General features: G+C 65.5%; 13 protein-coding genes. 5 read left to right on the plus strand and 8 right to left on the minus strand.

Annotated elements, in window-relative coordinates:
• Positions 1 to 3 precede the first annotated feature (3 nt).
• Genes ACI6S0_RS09330 through ACI6S0_RS09350 form a run of 5 tightly spaced genes read left to right on the plus strand, consistent with a single transcriptional unit; the run spans position 4 to position 6,775 of the window.
• The gene (locus tag ACI6S0_RS09330; protein WP_434405627.1) at positions 4 to 2,091 is read left to right on the plus strand and encodes a PQQ-dependent dehydrogenase, methanol/ethanol family; all 2,088 of its coding nucleotides are present in this window, start codon (positions 4 to 6) and stop codon (positions 2,089 to 2,091) included.
• On the plus strand, positions 2,078 to 4,153 hold the full coding sequence (locus tag ACI6S0_RS09335) for a 3-hydroxyacyl-CoA dehydrogenase NAD-binding domain-containing protein (protein ID WP_434405628.1): 2,076 nt from the start codon (positions 2,078 to 2,080) through the stop codon (positions 4,151 to 4,153). The genes ACI6S0_RS09330 and ACI6S0_RS09335 overlap by 14 nt, the downstream gene beginning before the upstream one ends.
• On the plus strand, positions 4,150 to 5,301 hold the full coding sequence (locus ACI6S0_RS09340; RefSeq protein WP_434405629.1) for a thiolase family protein: 1,152 nt from the start codon (positions 4,150 to 4,152) through the stop codon (positions 5,299 to 5,301). Before ACI6S0_RS09335 ends, ACI6S0_RS09340 begins: the two co-directional genes overlap by 4 nt.
• Before the next feature lie 2 nt (positions 5,302 to 5,303).
• Entirely contained in the window at positions 5,304 to 5,720 is a 417-nt protein-coding gene (locus ACI6S0_RS09345) for a Zn-ribbon domain-containing OB-fold protein (protein WP_097382892.1), read from the plus strand.
• 2 nt (positions 5,721 to 5,722) lie between these two features.
• Positions 5,723 to 6,775: an SMP-30/gluconolactonase/LRE family protein gene (locus ACI6S0_RS09350; protein WP_434405630.1), complete on the plus strand. Its 1,053-nt coding sequence runs from the start codon at positions 5,723 to 5,725 to the stop codon at positions 6,773 to 6,775.
• Between the two features lie 255 nt (positions 6,776 to 7,030).
• Here the strand turns inward: ACI6S0_RS09350 and ACI6S0_RS09355 are convergent, their stop codons facing one another.
• The 8 genes from ACI6S0_RS09355 to ACI6S0_RS09390 form a co-directional block, all read right to left on the minus strand.
• Positions 7,031 to 7,996 (minus strand): NADPH:quinone oxidoreductase family protein, encoded by a 966-nt coding sequence (locus ACI6S0_RS09355; protein WP_434405631.1) that lies wholly within the window; start codon positions 7,994 to 7,996, stop codon positions 7,031 to 7,033.
• 15 nt (positions 7,997 to 8,011) lie between these two features.
• Positions 8,012 to 8,653 (minus strand): nuclear transport factor 2 family protein, encoded by a 642-nt coding sequence (locus tag ACI6S0_RS09360; protein ID WP_434405632.1) that lies wholly within the window; start codon positions 8,651 to 8,653, stop codon positions 8,012 to 8,014.
• 2 nt (positions 8,654 to 8,655) lie between these two features.
• Positions 8,656 to 9,663 carry an LLM class flavin-dependent oxidoreductase gene (locus tag ACI6S0_RS09365; RefSeq protein WP_048936626.1) on the minus strand — a complete coding sequence of 336 codons (1,008 nt, stop codon included), beginning with the start codon at positions 9,661 to 9,663 and terminating at the stop codon, positions 8,656 to 8,658.
• Positions 9,664 to 9,699: 36 nt separating this feature from the next.
• Positions 9,700 to 12,099, minus strand: a complete 2,400-nt coding sequence (locus tag ACI6S0_RS09370; RefSeq protein WP_434405633.1) for a CoA transferase — start codon at positions 12,097 to 12,099, stop codon at positions 9,700 to 9,702.
• 141 nt (positions 12,100 to 12,240) lie between these two features.
• Positions 12,241 to 12,882: a flavin reductase family protein gene (locus tag ACI6S0_RS09375; protein ID WP_434405634.1), complete on the minus strand. Its 642-nt coding sequence runs from the start codon at positions 12,880 to 12,882 to the stop codon at positions 12,241 to 12,243.
• A 3-nt stretch (positions 12,883 to 12,885) separates the two neighbouring features.
• Positions 12,886 to 13,707 (minus strand): enoyl-CoA hydratase/isomerase family protein, encoded by an 822-nt coding sequence (locus ACI6S0_RS09380; RefSeq protein WP_434405635.1) that lies wholly within the window; start codon positions 13,705 to 13,707, stop codon positions 12,886 to 12,888.
• Positions 13,708 to 13,801: 94 nt separating this feature from the next.
• A complete protein-coding gene (locus ACI6S0_RS09385) occupies positions 13,802 to 14,521 on the minus strand; it encodes a TetR/AcrR family transcriptional regulator (protein ID WP_279776158.1) in 720 nt (239 codons plus the stop codon).
• Positions 14,522 to 14,741: 220 nt separating this feature from the next.
• A complete protein-coding gene (locus ACI6S0_RS09390) occupies positions 14,742 to 16,787 on the minus strand; it encodes a PQQ-dependent dehydrogenase, methanol/ethanol family (protein ID WP_434405636.1) in 2,046 nt (681 codons plus the stop codon).
• Positions 16,788 to 16,945: the final 158 nt, after the last annotated feature.

The raw sequence follows: 16,945 nt of genomic DNA on the forward strand, positions 1-16,945 counted from the left end.
TACATGCGTCTTGCGTCCCTCACTTTGCCGTTTCTCGCCTTGCTCGCCGCCTGTGCGCCCTCGGGCCAGGCCCGGCGCGACGGCACCGACTGGCCCGGCTATGGCGGCATCGATGAAAATCACTACAGCCCGCTGAAGGACATCAACGACCATAATGTCGGCCGGCTCGGCCTCGCCTGGTATCAGGATATCGAAGGCGGCGGCTCCAGCCTGACCGCACCGATCGCGGTCGACGGTATCCTCTATTATGCCTCGGGCTACAGCGTCGTCCACGCGGTCGACGCCGCCACCGGCCATGAACTATGGACCTATGATCCGCAAAGCTGGAAGGTTGCCGACAAGAAGATGCGCGGCGCCTGGGGCAGTCGCGGCATCGCCTATGACAATGGCGCCGTCTATGTCGGCACGATCGACGGCCGGCTGATCGCCATCAATGCCCGCACCGGGCACAGGCTCTGGTCGACCCAGACCATCGGCAAGGATGACGAACGCTATATCAGCGGCGCGCCCTGGGTGTTCAACGGCAAGGTCTTGATCGGCCATGGCGGCGCCGATTTCGCCCCGATCCGCGGCTATGTCACCGCCTATGACCAGAAGACCGGCAAGCAGCTCTGGCGCTTCTACACCGTGCCCGGCGACCCGAAGCTCGGCTTCGAGAACAAGGCGATGGCGATGGCCGCCAAGACCTGGACCGGCGAGTGGTGGAAATATGGCGGCGGCGGCACCGCCTGGAACGCCATGGCCTATGACCCCAAATATAACCGCATCTATATCGGCGTCGGCAATGGCTCGCCCTGGAACCAGAAGATCCGCAGTCCGGGCGGCGGCGACAATCTCTTCCTCTGCTCGATCGTCGCGCTCGACGCCGACACCGGCGAATATGTCTGGCACTATCAGACCAATCCGGGCGAAACCTGGGACTTCAACTCGGCGATGGACATGGAACTCGCCCGGCTGAAGATCGACGGGCAGGAACGCGACGTGCTGATGCACGCGCCCAAGAACGGCTTCTTCTACGTCATCGACCGCGCCACCGGAAAGCTTATCTCCGCCCGCAACATCGTCCCGGTCAACTGGGCCAGCGGCATCGACGTCAAGAGTGGCCGGCCGATCGAAAACCCCGCCGCCCGCTATCCCGGCGGCAAGGCGGCGATCGTCTACCCCTCGCCCTTTGGTGCCCATAATATCGAGGCGATGTCCTTCAATCCGGGCAGCGGCCTCGTCTATATCCCGACGATGGACCAGGGCCGCGTCTATATCGACCCGGCCGAGCCACTAAAGAGCTGGAAGCATCTCGATGGCCAGCGCATCAGCGTCGGCACCGGCGCGCCGCCGCCCGGCGTCACGCCCGATCGCCCCGCTACCAGCTTCCTGCTCGCCTGGAACCCGGTGACGCAGAGCGAGGCCTGGCGCATTCCCATGCCCGGCCTGCGCGGCGGCGGCGGCACCGCGACCACCGCCGGCAACCTGCTGTTCCAGGGCAATGCCGGCGGCAAGTTCGTCGCCTATGCCGCCACCAGCGGCAAGCCGCTCTGGTCGTTCGATGCCCAGACCGCGGTGATGGCCCAGCCGATCAGCTATCGCGCCCGCGGCCGGCAATATGTGACGGTCATTGCCGGCTCCCGCTTCCCCAGCGCCATCGGCCTGCCGCGCGAATGGAATTACCGCACCCAGCAATGGCGCGTCCTGACCTTCGCCCTCGATGGCAAGGCCGCGCTGCCGAAAGTCGATCCCGTCGACATGCCGGTGATCGACGATCCCGCCTTCGCCGTCGATCCGGCCAAGGCCGCCATCGGCGCCACCGTCTTTGGCCAGCGCTGCTCCATCTGCCATGGCGCAAATGCCGTGTCGGGCGGCGCCGCGCCGGACCTGCTCCAGTCGGGCGTCCCGCTCGACACCGCCAGCATGAAGGATGTGCTGCACAACGGCATATTGCGCGAACGGGGCATGCCGCGCTTCCAGGAACTGACCGACGACGAGATCGCCGGGCTCCAGCATTATTTCCGCCAACGCGCCCGTCAGGTGCTGGCCGCGCAATCCGCCGGCCAGCCGGGCGCCCAAACGCACAGAGGCTTGAATGAAGGTCAATGACGTCATCACCTATGCGGTGGAAGGCTCCATCGCGGTCATCACGGTCAACTCGCCGCCGGTGAACGCCCTCTCCAACGCCGTGCGCCAGGGCGTCGCCAGCGCGGTCGAGACCGCCATCGGCGATTCCGCGGTCGGCGCCATGGTGCTGATCTGCGAAGGCCGCACCTTCTTTGCCGGCGCGGACATCACCGAATTCGGCAAGCCGCCGGTCGAACCGACGCTGCGCAACCTGCAACTGGTGGTGGAAAATGCCACCAAGCCGGTGATCGCCGCCATCCACGGCACGGCGCTGGGCGGGGGCCTGGAACTCGCGCTTGTCGCCCATTATCGCATCGCCGTGCCCTCGGCCAAATGCGGCCTGCCCGAAGTCAATCTGGGCCTGCTGCCCGGCGCCGGCGGCACCCAGCGCCTGCCCCGCATCGTCGGCGTCGAAAAGGCGCTCGACCTCATGACCGCCGGCAGCCCGGTCTCGGCCAAGGCCGCCAAGGATATGGGCCTGATCGACGAGCTGGCGACCGAAGGCCAGTTGCGCGCCGACGCCATCGCCTTCGCCCAGCGCGTGCTGGATGAAGGGCGCCCGCTGCTCAAGGTCCGCGACCGCACCGAGAAGCTGGACGAGGCACGCGGCAAGCCCGAAATCTTCGCCGATTTCCGCAAGGCCAATGCCCGCAAATTCCGTGGCTTCAACGCCCCCGAAGCGATCATCCGCTGCGTCGAGGCGTCCCTGGACCTGCCCTTTGACGAGGGCATGACCTTCGAGCGCCAGTTGTTCAACGAACTGCAGGCCGACAGCCAGTCCGCCGCCCAGCGCCATGTCTTCTTCGCCGAGCGTCAGGCCGCCAAGGTCGACAGCCTGCCCGCCGATACGCCGATCCTGCCGATCGCCAGGGTGGGCGTCATCGGCGCCGGCACCATGGGCGGCGGCATCGCGATGAACTTCGCCAATGCCGGCATTCCCGTCACCCTGGTCGAAACCAACGAGGACGCGTTGTTCCGCGGCCTGCGCATCATCCGCGGCAATTATGAGACGACCGCCAAGAAGGGCAAGATGAAGCCCGAGGATGTCGACACCCGCATGGGCCTGCTCACCGGATCGATCGCGATGGAGGATCTGGCCGATTGCGACCTGATCATCGAAGCGGTGTTCGAGCAGATCGACGTCAAGCGCGAGGTTTTCGGCAAACTGGACAAGATTGCCAAGCCGGGCGCGATCCTCGCCACCAACACTTCCTATCTCGACATTGACGACATCGCCGCCGCCACCAGCCGGCCCGACAGCGTCGTCGGCCTCCATTTCTTCTCGCCGGCCAATGTCATGAAGCTGCTGGAGGTGGTCCGCACCAGGGACACGAAGCCGGAAATCATCGCCACCGCCATGAAGCTCGCCAAGACGATCGGCAAGATCGGCGTGCTGGTCGGCAATGGCTATGGTTTCGTCGGCAACCGCATCCTCGCCGCTCGCAATACGCAGGCGGACCAGTTGATCCTCGAAGGGGCCACGCCCTGGGCGGTCGACAAGGTGCTGTATGATTTCGGCTTTGCCATGGGCCATTTCCAGATGCGCGATCTGGTCGGACTCGATGTCGGCTGGAACCCCAAGACGACCAGCTCCGCCAATGTCCGCGAGATCCTCAACGAAATGGGCCGCCACGGGCAGAAGACCAAGGGCGGCTTCTACGACTATGACGACAACCGCAAGCAGACGCCCTCGCCGGTCGCGATGCAGGTGATCGAGGATTTCGCCGCGAAGCAGGGCATCGCCCGCCGCGACGTCAGCGACGCGGAAATCCAGGATCGCATACTCTTCGCCATGGTGAATGAGGGCGCCCGCATCCTCGACGAAGGCATCGCCTCGCGCGCGTCCGACATCGATATCGTCTGGATCACCGGCTATGGCTGGCCGAAATATCGCGGCGGCCCGATGTTCTGGGCCGATCTCCAGGGGCTTCCCACCGTCCTCGACCGGCTGAAGGCCTTGGAGGCTGCGCATGGCGCCGCCTTCACCCCCTCCCCGCTGATCGAACGACTGGTGGCACAGGGCAAGGGGTTCAAGGACGCATGATGAAGGGCAATAAAATCGCCATCACCGGCATTGGCGAAACCGCTTTCCTGCGCAAGGGCGAGGAAACGGTGATGCAGATGATGACCCGCGCCAGCCTGGCCGCGATCGCTGACGCCGGCCTTACCCCCGCCGATATCGACGGCCATGTCAGCAACAAATATGTCGGCCATCCGTCGGAGGAGGTCGCCCATGCGATCGGTGCCGCCACCCGGCGCTTCACCGCCGTCGCCGACACGGCGGGCGGCACCGCCACCACCGGGGACGCGCTGCGGCTGGCGCAGCTCGCGATCGAGGCCGGGCTCGCCCGCCATGTCCTCGTCCCCTATGCCATTCGCTCGACCAAGCCGGGCGGCGTCTATGGCTTCCACGCGCGCGAACCGCAGAAGGCGGGGCTGGAAATGCCCGCCGGCTTCTTCGGCCAGCCCACCTATTTCGCCACCATGGCCAATCGCTACGCCCATGAATTCGGCATGAGCGAGGAGGAACTGGCGTCCGTATCGATGACCTACCGCGCCTGGGCGGCGCTGACCCCCGGCGCGCAGAAGCGCGATCCGATGGACCTCGACGCCTATCGCCAGACGCCGATGATCTCGACCCCGCTGCGGGTCGCCGACTGCTGCCTCACCACCGACGGCGGCGGCGCCTATGTGGTGAGCGCGGTGGAGGCCGCCCGAGACCTGCCCCATCCGGTGATATCGGTGCAGGGCGTCGGCATCGGCTACAATAATTACCCCCATGGCGTGCTGTTCACGCAGAAACCCTGCACCTTCGACTATCCCGGCTGGGACTCGGCGGCGCAGGCCTATGCCATGGCCGGCGTCGATCCCAAGGATCTGGACCTCGCCCAGGTCTATGACGGCTTCTCCATTTCGGCGATCGTCCAGACCGAGATGCTGGGCCTGTGCGATCGTGGCGAAGGCGCGCGCTTCTACGCTGCCGGCCATGCGAGGCCGGGTGGCCGGGTGCCGGTCAACACCAGCGGCGGCCATATGTCGGGCGGCTATGTCCCCGGCATCAACCTGCTGATCGAGGCGGTGCGCCAGCTGCGCGGGCAGGAGGGCGACCGTCAGGTGCCCGACGCCCGCCTCTGCGCGGTTGCTGGCCTGGGCGGCAATAATCATTCCACCACCATCCTTGCGAGGGACTGACCATGGGCATTCCCATCTATCCCGTCCATCTGGAAGACCCGCTGTTCCAGGGCTTCTACGACGGCCTCGATGCCGGCGAACTGCGCATCACCGCCGACGCGGAAACCGGCGAATGGGTCTGGTATCCGCCAGAGGTCGTCCCCGGAAAGCCCGATGCCGTGCTGGAATGGCGCCCGGTCTCGGCCGAGGGCAAGGCCTATAGCTTCACCACCGTGATCCGCAGCCTGCTGCCCGGCGACCACAAGGCTGAAGTCCCCTACACCGTCATCCTGTTCGAACCCGACGATGCGCCGGGCGTGCGGATCGCGGGCATATTGGTCGATGACGACGGCGTGGAGCCGGCCTGCGACATGCGCCTGCGCTTCCGCCCGGTCGAGGCGGGCGATCACCGCATCGCCGGCTTTGCGCCGGTGCGCTGAAGATGGTCGCTGACAGGGCGGTCGACCGGCGCACGGCCCTGCTCGGCGGCGCGGCACTCGCGCTCGCCGGCTGCACCCGCGCCGGCACGCCGCGCGCATCCACTGCCCCGACGCCCCTGACCCCGGCCGATTTCAGCCTGGTCATCGACGGGCTCGACCATGCCGAGGGTGTCGCCAGCGCCCCCGACGGCCGCCTGTTCCTGTCCAACAGCGGCGGCGCGATCGGCGTTCTGGCGCCCGGCCAGCCGCTGCGGCAGGTCGGCGCCCCGCTCGCCGCCAATGGCGTCGCCGTCGATGCACAGGGCCGCGTCATCGTCGCCAATATGGGCCTGCTCAAGCAGCAGCCCGGCCCGCTACAGCGCATCACCCTCGAAACCGGCAGGGTCGAAACGCTCGTCTCGGAACTGGAGGGGCGCCAACTCGTCGCCTCCAACGGTCCGGCCACCGCACGGGATGGCAGCATCTATTGCACCCACAGCAGTTGGGGGCCGGTCGCCAATATCGGCACCACCACGCCGGCGGGCTTCATCTACATGGTCCGGCCGGACGGCAGCGCCGCGATCGTCGCGCGCGACCTGCGCGGGGTCAACGGCCTCTGCCTCGACCGGGACGAACGCCATGTCTATGCCTCGCTGACCGCCGAAGGGCGCATCCGCCGCTGGCGCCGCAACGCCGACGGCACCCTGGCCGACCCGCAGGATTTCGGCCCGCAATTGGGCAATGTCGTCCCCGACCAGACGGTCAAGGCTATCCTTGCTTTGTCTCCACAAGAAAAGGCAGCGCTCGGCTATTGCGACGGCATCGCCTTCGACATGGCCGACAATCTCTGGATCACCCTGCCCTTTTCCAATCGGCTGGTCGCGCTGACGCCGCAGGGCCGCCAGATCGACATCCTCCACGATCCCGCCGGCGAAAAGATCGCGATGCCGACCAATCTCTGCTGGGGCGGCCCCGATCGCAGTACCCTCTATGTGGTCTCGCGCGGCAAGGGCATGATCGTCCAGGCGCGGACTACGATCGCCGGCGCCCCGCTCGCCAACTGGCCGACCGACTGACGCACCGCTTTCCTACATGGCGCTTTTCTGTTCCATACTCCGCGATGGACCAGCCGATCTGCTTCAACGCCAGGCGTGACTCAAGTGGCGCGTCGCTGTCGCCTCACCGGCGCGCGGGCGTGACCCCAATGTCGCGTGACTGTCGCGTCGGCGTGACTTTGGCGGCGCGTTTGCGCGTCAAACCGCCCAAATTTTCGATGATCAACGGTGTGAACTTCGCGGCCATGACCTGAGTCTGCCCCTGTGATGACCCGATCAGGCCATCTCAATCACCACCTTGCCCTGCGCCTTGCGATCCATGATCCAGCGGATCGCCGCCCGGCTATCCTCGAAGCCGAAGTGCGCGCCGATCGCCGGTCGCAGCCCGCCCTGTTCATACCAGTCATAAAGCTGCGCCATATTGGCGGCATGGATGTCCGGCTCGCGCCGACTGTGCATCCCCCACGTCACGCCGACGATCGACGCCGTCTTCACCAGCGGCAGGTTCAACGGGATCGCCGGAATGGTCCCGGCGGCAAAGCCGACCACCAGATAGCGCCCGTCCCAGCCCATGGTGCGGAAGGCCGGCTCGGCCAGATCGCCGCCGACCGGATCGAAGATCACATCGACGCCGCGCTCCCCGGCCAGCGCCTTCACCGCCTGCTTGATGTCGACCTCAGCATAATTGACCGTCTCGTCCGCACCATGCGCCCGCGCCAGCTCCAGCTTTTCCGCGCTGGACGCCGCCGCGATCACCCGCGCGCCCATGCGCTTGCCAATCTCCACCGCCGCCAGCCCGACGCCGCCCGCTGCGCCCAGCACCAGCAGCGTCTCGCCCGCCTGCAACCGCCCGCGCTGGTGCAGCCCGTGCAGCGCCGTCGCATAGACCATGGTGAAACCGGCCGCGACGTCGAAGCCCATCGCATCGGGAATGATGCTGGTGCGGAAGACCGGCGCCACCGCCTGCTCGGCAAAGGCGCCCTGGAACGGGATCGCCGCCACCCGGTCACCAATACGAAAGCCGCCGACGCCCTCGCCGATCGCATCGACCACCCCAGCCGCTTCGCCGCCGGGGATGAAGGGCAAGGGCGGCTTGGTCTGGTAAAGATTCTGGATCATCAGCGCGTCGGGAAAATTGACGCTCGCCGCCCGCACCGCCAGCCTGATCTCGCCCGGCCCCGGCTGGGGCACGGGCACGTCGCGGAACGCCAGTTGCTCAGGCGCGCCATGCACTTCGCACATCAGCGCCCGCACGGATCAGCTGCCCAGAAACTGCTGGCGCATCTTGTAATAATCGTCGCTTGGATATTTCTCGCTATGCTGCCCCGCCGGCCAGTCGGCATAGGGCGTCTGCGCCGGTTCGGGCGGCGAGGTATAGTCGGACAGGCCCCGGCGACGGATGATCTTCCACACCCCGTTCCGCCGCTCCAGATCGTCGAGATAGCGGCCCTGGAAGAAGACATCCTCCTCGCCCCCACCTTCCTTGCGGTCGCGCCGATGCTGCGCAAAATAATAGCATTCGGAAAAAGCCTTGTCCCCCTTCACCTCGACCGAGACATTGGTGATGTGGTGGCAGGCATATTTGAGCGTCGACACGATCTTGAAGGCGAAACCGACGAAATCGGACGACTTGCCCTCGAACTTGCCATGCTTGTGCGTCGATTCCGGCCAGAAGAGCGATCGCAGCAGCGCCTCGTCCGCCCGATCATTGGCCCGCGCATAGGCATAGAGGAGTTCGGTGATCGCCTGCTTGGACTCGATGATGTCCAGCCGCTGGGCCATGTCCATGCCGCTCGCCTTTCCCTTTGGCGCGGCGGCCGATGCTTCGGCAGCGGCGGCCATGCCGATCGGCAGCGCCAGCATGGCGGCCAGCGTGCCGCGACGATTGCGTTCTTCCATGCTCATTCTCCCGGATTTTCCAGCAGGCCCGGCTCGGCGCGCAGGCGCGGCAGCACCTCCTTCTCGAACAGGCGCAGGCTGCGCCACGACACTTCGGGGTCCAGCCCGCCCAGCAGCGCGTGGAAGGTGACGGCCGTGCCCCGGCCCAGCCCCTTGAGATATTCGAAACATTCGTCGGGCGTCAGCACCTTGATGTTCGGCATCGCCTTCAGCCCCTCGATCGTCTCGGCGGGCTGGTAGCGTGTCTGGCCGGTGCCGCGCTCCTTGGCCCATTCGGCATAGGCGTTGGTCGCATAGGCGACATGCGGCGCCACCAGCGGCCAGTCGCGATCCGGATCGTCGGAGACATAGAGGAAGCTCGCCGCCGGCTTGCGCAGTTCCTCCGGCGGCGGGAAGCCGGCCTTTTCCCGCTCCTCCTTGTAGAGGGTGAACAGGTCGGGATGGCCGGGAAAATATTGATAGCCGCCCTTGGCTGCGCGGATCGCCGACTTGTCGGTCGACCCGCCCATGTAGATTTTGGGGCCGCCCGGCGTCGCCGGTGCCGGCGTCACCCGCACGGTGCGCTCGCGAAACTCGAACGGCTCGCCGGTCCAGGCCTGCTTCAGCGTGGCCATCGCCTCGTTCATGATCGCCAGCCGCTTGGTAATGTCCTTGCCGAACATCTCGAACTCATGCGGGCGATAGCCCATGCCGGCGGTCAGCCACACGCGGCCGGGCGCGATATTGTCCAGCACCGCCAGATCCTCGGCCAGCCGCAGCGGATCGTGCATGGTGACGACCAGTGCCGACAGATGCGCGACGATAGTGTCCGTCGCGCCCAGGATCGACGCCGCCTGCACCATGGAGGACGGGCAATAGCCGCCCTCCGCGCCATGATGCTCGGCCAGGAACACCTGCGTGAATCCCAGCTTGTCGGCCCATTGCGCCTGCTCGATCGCAGTGCGGTAAAGCACGGGATGCGGCGCGCCGAAATCCGGCCGGTTCATGTCGTAACGAAGGTTCAACTGCACCCTTTGGGTTCCTCTTCCCGATTATCTGTTGTTGGTTCAGGCGGCCGAGACGCGCGACTGGATACGGCCGGTCACGTCCGCCGCCTGCATCGCCTTGCCGCTGTCGATCAGCGCGTCGATCGCGTCCGGCGCATAGCCGATCTCGGCCAATATCTGCCGCGTATGCTCGCCCAGGCGCGGCGCGGACTTGCGCGCATGGCCCGGCGTATCGCTCAGATGGATGAAGCTGCCGAACTGGCGCACATGGCCATACATGGAATCGAAATTCTCGATCACCCGGTTGCTGGTCACCGCCCAGTCCTGCCACAGCGCCTCGCGCACCCAGCTTTTCGCCGCTGGTATCTCGCACGGTACACCCGCCGCATCGAGCAGGGCGAAGGCCTCCGCGCTCGTCTTGTCGGCAAACCAGGGCTCTAGCGCCGCCAGCAGCGCCGCGTCATGCAGCGACCGTTCCTTTGGCGAGGCAAAGCGCGGATCGTCGATCAGCCCGGCCTGACCGACCGCCTGCGCCAGCGCCGCGAAGCGCCCGTCCTGCCGACAGGCAATGCAGATCCAGCCGTCGCTGGTGCGATAGAGCCGGTCGAGCGCATTATAGCCCGCCTGATCCTTGTCGAGGCGGAAGCCGTAGACGACCTGCTTGTCGGCATCCAGGAAATGCTCGGACGTGGTCCACAGGCTCGAATGGAGCTGGGGTATCTCCATATAGTCGCCGACGCCGCTGATCGCGCGCCGCTCCAGCCCCATCAATATGCCCGCCGCGCCCAGGAAGCCGTTATTATAATCCTCATTGCCGAACACCGACCGGGTCGGCGGATTGCCCGCGCCGCCGCCTTCGTAGAGCAGGCCGGTCCAGCCCGACACCAGAGGCGCAAAACTCTTGAGCAGGGACTTGGGGCCCTTGGAGCCATAGCCGGGCAGATAGACATAGAGCAGGCGCGGATTGATCTTCGACAGCGCCTCATAGCCGATGCCCAGCTTGTCGGCCTTGCCGGGGCGCAGATTATGGGTGACGACATCGGCCTCACCCACCAGCTTCAGCGCCGCCTCCAGCGCCTCGGGCTGCTTGAGGTTCAGCACGATGTCGCGCTTGCCACGCTGCGCCGCGTCGAAACAGTCCGGCAGCGGCCGCATCTGGTCGCCGTCGGGCGTCTCCACCTTGATGACGTCGGCGCCGAGGTCCGACAGCAGCCGCCCGCCAAAGCCCACCGCGAAGAAGGAGGAGAAGTCCACCACCTTGATGCCTTCGAGCGGCCGGTCGAGCGGCTTGCCCGCCGCCACCAGTTCGGCCCGCTTGCGCGCGATCAGATCAGCCAGCGCGCCATTGTCGGCACCGATCGCCGGCGCCGGGCGCGGCGCGGAACAGGGGCTGCGATCCAGCCGCACCGCCGGCGCCGCCTGATAGATAGTGCCGAACTCCGCGTCCGGCAGCGCGATCCGCTGGCCGACAAATTCCACCTGCTCGTCCAGCAGCACTTCGGCCGGTTCCAGCACCGGCAGCGCCGCCACATCGGCCGCCTGGAACAGCGCGATCCATTCGGCGCGCGGGCGTGCCTTGAACGCATCGAAAATCTCGACGCGGGCGATATGATATTCATCGTCGCTCAGCGGCACCGACATTTCCGCCGCGCCTTTTACCACCGAGACCCGGTCGCCAAAGCCCAGCTGGTCCATCGCCGCCTTGAAACCGCCCTGGCCGCCGGTATGGATCTGCAGGAACAGGCCGTCGCCGCATTCGAACATCCCGGTCACCAGCCGGGTCCGGCCGAAGCGGTCGACCGCGCCGGAATCCCCCGCCTTGATGTAGGAAATACCCTCTTCCTGCCACCAGTTGTTCATCGGCGACTGGGCCAGCATCGCGTCGAGCAGCGAGGATTCCACCTTCTGCCCCTTGCCGCTCGACCGCCGCGCCCGGATCGCCGTCAGCGCGCCGATCACGCCCAGAAACGCCTGACCATAATGAAGCGCGGGATGCCCCAGATAGACCGGCCCTTCGCGGAACGGGCTGGACTTGTCGATCATCGTGCCGAGCAGCGCCGCCGCCAGCCCCTCGCCGCGCGGCCGGTCGGCAAAGGGCGTGTCCGCGCCATAGGCGGTCAGCGCCGACACGATCAGCTCCGGATAGTCGCGCGCCAGGCTCTCACCGTCCAGACCAAGCGCCTTCGCTTCCCCTTCTTCCATCGCATGGATGAAGATGTCCGCCCCGCTCAGCAGTCCACGCAGCGCCGCCCGGTCGTCCGCATCGGCGATGTCCAATTCGACGCTGCGCTTGGACCGGTCCCAGCTCTTGCGGGTCAGTTCATGGGCGAAATAGGCGCCGCCGCGCGGCTCGACCTTCAGCACGTCGGCGCCATGGTCGGCGAGCAACATGCCCGCGATCGCGACCGGCATTTCGGTCGACAGCTCGATAACGACAAGATGGTCCAGAGGGCCGGGCATCACGCACTCCTGTTTGGCGGTCTGCGCCGCCTCTTGTTCGGATCTGGCCGGTGGCGCTCGGAATCGAGCCCCCGACCTTTCCCTTGAAACAGACACGTTTTTTCCGGGGAGCGCAAGTAATATTGCACTATAGGTTCAAATTCACTCCTTGCCCATCAGCCGTGCCGGATCATAACGCGGCCGGTCCATCTGGAAACTGTCGCCGTTGCGCACATACCAGCCACTGCCATGGGTGCGGCCGATCAATTTCATCGCCGGCGTGTCGAAATAGACCCGCTCACGATCGGTGATGAACTCGTCGCGGATATGCGCCATCACGATCTCGCCAATGATCACCGTCTGCATCGTGCCGATGTCCATCGCCGCGACCTTGCGGCATTCGAAGCTGACCGGGCTGCTGGCGATCAGCGGCGGTGCCACCACCACCGACGGCGCGGTCTCGATCCCGGCATAGTCGATCTCGCTGACATCGGCCGGCGCATCGACGCTGCAATGGTTCATCTTCTCGGCATCATCCTCGCACACCAGGTTCACGACGAACTCGCCGGTGGCGATGATGTTGGCAGCCGTGTTCTTCAGGCCGCGCGATACCGGCTCCTTCAGCAGGCCCAGCGCTACCAACGGCGGCTCCGTGCCGACGCAGTTGAAGAAGCTGTAGGGGGCTGCATTGACCACGCCCGCTTCGGACCGGGTGGTGATCCACGCGATCGGGCGCGGGGTGATGGTCGAATTGACGATCTTGTAGCGTGTCGCCATCGGCAGGCTGCGCATGTCGAACTGCATGACTTATTCCTTCGCCCCAGTTGCCGCCTTCGCGGCAGCCTTCGCCGCTGCGCGTGCTTTGAACGCCTCGCGAGCGCGGGGCACCTCCTCCCCCGCCTGGCAAATATGGCAATAGACCAGTTCCAGCGCATGATTGGCCGACAGGTCGCCGCCTTCCGCCTGGTCGAGCAGCCGCTTGGTCAGTTCGACCGCATGGGCATTGCCACCACCGATCGTCGCGCCCAGCGCCAGCGCCTGCGCGACCGCCTCGCCCGGCGGCACCAGCCGGCTGACCAGCCCCAGGCTCAATGCCTCGGCCGCCTCCAATGTCCGCCCCGAAAAGATGATCTCGGCCGCGCGTGCCCGCCCCAGTTGCCGGGTCAGGAACCATGCGCCGCCGCCATCCGGCACCAGCCCGAAATCCAGGAATGGCGCACCGAACCGCGCATCCTCGGCAGCGAAGATCATGTCGCAGGCCATCGCCAGGCTCCAGGACACGCCATAGGCGCCGCCCTCCACCGTCGCCACGGTCGGGATCGGCAGCGCGCGCAACCGCCGGATGATCCGCTGCCCCATCTCCAGCCGAGCGGCGAGCCGCAACGCCCCCTCGCCCCGCGCCGGCGGCAGCTTCACGTCGCCGCCATTGCTGAAATAGCCTTCCGCCCCGCAGAGCAGCAGCATCCGCGCTGGCGTCGCATTTTCCAGCCGGTCGAGTGCAGCGGAAAACTGCTCCCACATGGTGAAGGAGACGGTGTTCTTCGCGCGCGGCCGGTTGAGGGTGATGACGGCCACGCCATCCGCGCGCAGCTCGAACAACAGTTCGGGGTCTTCGCTCGGCGCGCTCATCTCACTCTCCCATGCTGATGCCCATGTCGGGCTTGGGGCATGCCTAGACGAGGCGCACACCATGATGCAAGAAAATTTGCATCATGGTGCAGATTCAAGTCGCTTTCGTCTTGGTCTTGGGCGACATCGGCAGCGCGTCCATGCCGCGCTCGGCAATATCCTTGATCAGCGCTTCGACTTCCTTGCGCGCCGCGCCCTTCAGCGAACCGAGCAGGCAGGACAGATAGCTGCTGACCAGACGGACGATCACCTCGTCATCGGGTATGCGGCCCTGCGCCCAGTCGTTGATGGTCGCATATTCGAAGCGCACCAGATCGTCGACCAGCTTGTCGACCTGCACCCAGGGCTGCAGTTGCTTCGTGGCGTCGAGCGCCTCGATCCACTGCTTGTTATGATGGATGGCGGGCGAGTGCATCGCGGTCCAGATGTCGCGGTCGACATCCGAACTGAAATAGAGCGCCATGATCGCCTTGATATAATTACGGATCTTCCGGTTGCGCTGGACGACCGAGATCATCCGCTCCAGATTATGCTGCATCGTGCCGGGCGGGCTCGAATAGACGATGCGGCTGACATATTCGTCGAAATATTCCTGGATCGCAGTGGCGATCATCCGCTCACGGGTCTGGAAAGCGTTGTAGAGCGTCCGCTTGGCAACGCCCGCGCGCTGGCCAATCTCGTTCATGCTCAGCGCCGCGATCCCCTGTTCGGCGATCACCTTGCGCGTTTCCTCCAATATCCGGCGACGGCGTTCGATGATCGCCGGACTGGAATAGGTCTGCGGCCGATCGCCATTTTCCTTGAGGTCAGCCATGTCCTTGTCCGTCGTCAAATTCGCTCATCCTCCCCGAGGCGCGCCCGGCGGGGGCACGTAACCGACGATCATAACGCAATTGCATGAACGTGCAAATTTGATGCCGCACGGCTGGACTTTGTGCAAGCCCCCGCTCAGCGCAGACAAGGAGCCCCGCCTCCCGATGAAAGGAAGCGGGGCGAAGCAGCATCCGCCACAAGGGGACGGATGCCATGGGAGGTCAGTTTGCCTTGGGCGCGGTTTCCCGCGCGCGCTGGCGGATATAATGGCGCAGCCCTTCCAGATCGGCGTCGCTCAATTGCTCGAAGGCGCCCATGCCGCGCGCCATCAGCGCCCCGTCATGCACCACCGACTTGAACGTCTCCGCGTCCAGCGGCACCGCCGACTTGCGCAGGTCGGGCGCGGCGCCGCCCGCCATCATGCCCGCGCCATGACAGATGACGCAGCTGCTATTGTAGATGCCGGCGCCGACCTTGGCCTTGGCGGCATCGACGGTGAAGGCCGGATCATCCTGTATCGGCTCGTCTACCGGCTCGAACTTGGGCAGCGCCTTGGTGCCGCCGATCGCAAAGGTCAGCACCCGGCGCTGCTGCTGGCGATAATCCCAGTTGGGTACGTTGGGGAAGCTGCTGCGGAAACCGGTGATCACCGACACATATTGCTTGCCGCCGACCGTATAGCTGATCGGCGCGGACAATATCCCGTTCTGCGCCGGGAAGGACCAGAGCTTGCGACCGTCGGTCGCCGAATAGGCGTTGAAATTGCCGTCATTGGTCCCCTGGAACAGCAGGCCGCCACCCGTGGCCATGATGCCGCCATTGAACACGCCGGGCTGCGGCACCGACCAGGCGACCTTGTTGTTGGCGACGTCGAAGGCGACCAGCTTGCTCACCGCAGCGGGCGGCACCAGATTGGCCGGCGGCGCGCCCAGACCGGTATTGACCATCATCCCCGGCTTGTAGGTCCAGTCCTTCACATTGTCCGGATCGACGAACACGCGGCCGCCCTCCATCACCGGAATGTAGCTGAGGTTCGTCTTGGGACTGAACGCCATCGCCTGGACGCCATGCGCGCCATTGGGGAAGGGGTACATCATGAACGGCTTGCCGTTCGGATATTGCGCCTCGGGATTGATCTCGGGCCGGCCGGTGACCGGGTCGATCCGCTTGGCCCAATTCTGCTTGGCAAACTCGCCGGCCGAAATGAACTTCCCGGTCTCGCGGTCCAGCGCGTAGAAGAAGCCATTCTTGGGCGCGTGCATCAGCACCGACCGCATCTTGCCGCCAATCTCGATATCGGCCAGCTCGATATCCATCGCATCGTTGAAATCGTGGCTGTTTTCCGGGTTCACCTGATAGTGCCAGGCATATTCCCCGGTCTTCACGTCGATCGCCACGATCGAGGCGAGATAGAGATTGTCGCCACCACCGGGCGAACGGATCTTCTGGTTCCACGGCCAGCCATTGCCGGTGCCAAGGTAGATGCGGTCATATTTGGCGTCATAGGCCATGGCGTGCCACACCGTGCCGCCCCCGCCGAACTTCCACCATTCGCCGGTCCAGGTCTTGGCCGCCGCCTCCATCGCCTTGTTCTCGAAGCCCTTGGCCGGATCGCCCGGCACCACGAACCAGCGCCACGCCTTCTTGCCGGTCTTGGCATCATAAGCGGTCACATAGCCGCGGGTCGGGCTGTAATCCGCGCCGCCAAAGCCGACCACGACCTTGTCGCCGGCCACCCATGGCGGGCCGGTGATATAGCCGTTTTCCGCCTCGTCGAGCGTCTGGACCGACCAGCGCGGCTTGCCGGTCTTGGCATCGACCGCGATCAGCCGGCCTTCGCGCGTGGCGGTATAGATCAGCCCGTCCTTATAGGCGATGCCGCGCGTGCCCCAGCCGGCGCGCATCCGCCATTTCGCTTCCGGCTGGCTCGCCACATCGGGGTCATATTGCCAAAGCAGCTTGCCGGTCTTGGCGTCGAGCGCATGGACGACCGACAGGCCCACCGCAAAATAGAGGACGCCATCTATCGCCAACGGCTGGGTATAGCTGTCATAGGTGTCAATATCATAGGACCAGGCGAGGCCAAGCTTGCCGACATTGTCGGCGCTGATCTGGTCGAGCGCGCTATAATGCTGCTCCTTGTCGTCGCCGCCAAAGCTGGACCAGTTGGCGGTCGGACCGCCCGGCGCTGCGCTGTCCGCGCCGCAGGCGACCAGCCCGCTTGCCAGGGGCAGGATCGCCACGGCCGTCGACACTCTTCCCTTCATGTTCTCATCCTTCTCCGTGCGCCCCTGTTCGCGCCTCTTTATATTGCACCTTGGTGCAGATTCATGACCCTGTCAACGCGCCTGCGCGCTTGACAGCGATAATCCTCTCCAACATTATTATGCACCATAGAGCAAAATTGATGAGGGGATGATGGAGA

It is taken from the genome of Sphingobium sp. DN12, from assembly GCF_051058005.1.
Taxonomy (GTDB): Bacteria; Pseudomonadota; Alphaproteobacteria; order Sphingomonadales; family Sphingomonadaceae; genus Sphingobium; species Sphingobium yanoikuyae.

Excerpts from the sequence above, each read along its gene's own strand:
- ACI6S0_RS09330 (WP_434405627.1), top strand. The coding sequence starts at position 4 with ATGCGTCTTGCGTCCCTCACTTTGCCGTTTCTCGCCTTGCTCGCCGCC.
- ACI6S0_RS09335 (WP_434405628.1), top strand. The coding sequence starts at position 2,078 with ATGAAGGTCAATGACGTCATCACCTATGCGGTGGAAGGCTCCATCGCG.
- ACI6S0_RS09340 (WP_434405629.1), top strand. The coding sequence starts at position 4,150 with ATGATGAAGGGCAATAAAATCGCCATCACCGGCATTGGCGAAACCGCT.
- ACI6S0_RS09345 (WP_097382892.1), top strand. The coding sequence starts at position 5,304 with ATGGGCATTCCCATCTATCCCGTCCATCTGGAAGACCCGCTGTTCCAG.
- ACI6S0_RS09350 (WP_434405630.1), top strand. The coding sequence starts at position 5,723 with ATGGTCGCTGACAGGGCGGTCGACCGGCGCACGGCCCTGCTCGGCGGC.
- ACI6S0_RS09355 (WP_434405631.1), bottom strand. The coding sequence starts at position 7,996 with ATGTGCGAAGTGCATGGCGCGCCTGAGCAACTGGCGTTCCGCGACGTG.
- ACI6S0_RS09360 (WP_434405632.1), bottom strand. The coding sequence starts at position 8,653 with ATGGAAGAACGCAATCGTCGCGGCACGCTGGCCGCCATGCTGGCGCTG.
- ACI6S0_RS09370 (WP_434405633.1), bottom strand. The coding sequence starts at position 12,099 with ATGCCCGGCCCTCTGGACCATCTTGTCGTTATCGAGCTGTCGACCGAA.
- ACI6S0_RS09375 (WP_434405634.1), bottom strand. The coding sequence starts at position 12,882 with ATGCAGTTCGACATGCGCAGCCTGCCGATGGCGACACGCTACAAGATC.
- ACI6S0_RS09380 (WP_434405635.1), bottom strand. The coding sequence starts at position 13,707 with ATGAGCGCGCCGAGCGAAGACCCCGAACTGTTGTTCGAGCTGCGCGCG.
- ACI6S0_RS09385 (WP_279776158.1), bottom strand. The coding sequence starts at position 14,521 with ATGGCTGACCTCAAGGAAAATGGCGATCGGCCGCAGACCTATTCCAGT.
- ACI6S0_RS09390 (WP_434405636.1), bottom strand. The coding sequence starts at position 16,787 with ATGAAGGGAAGAGTGTCGACGGCCGTGGCGATCCTGCCCCTGGCAAGC.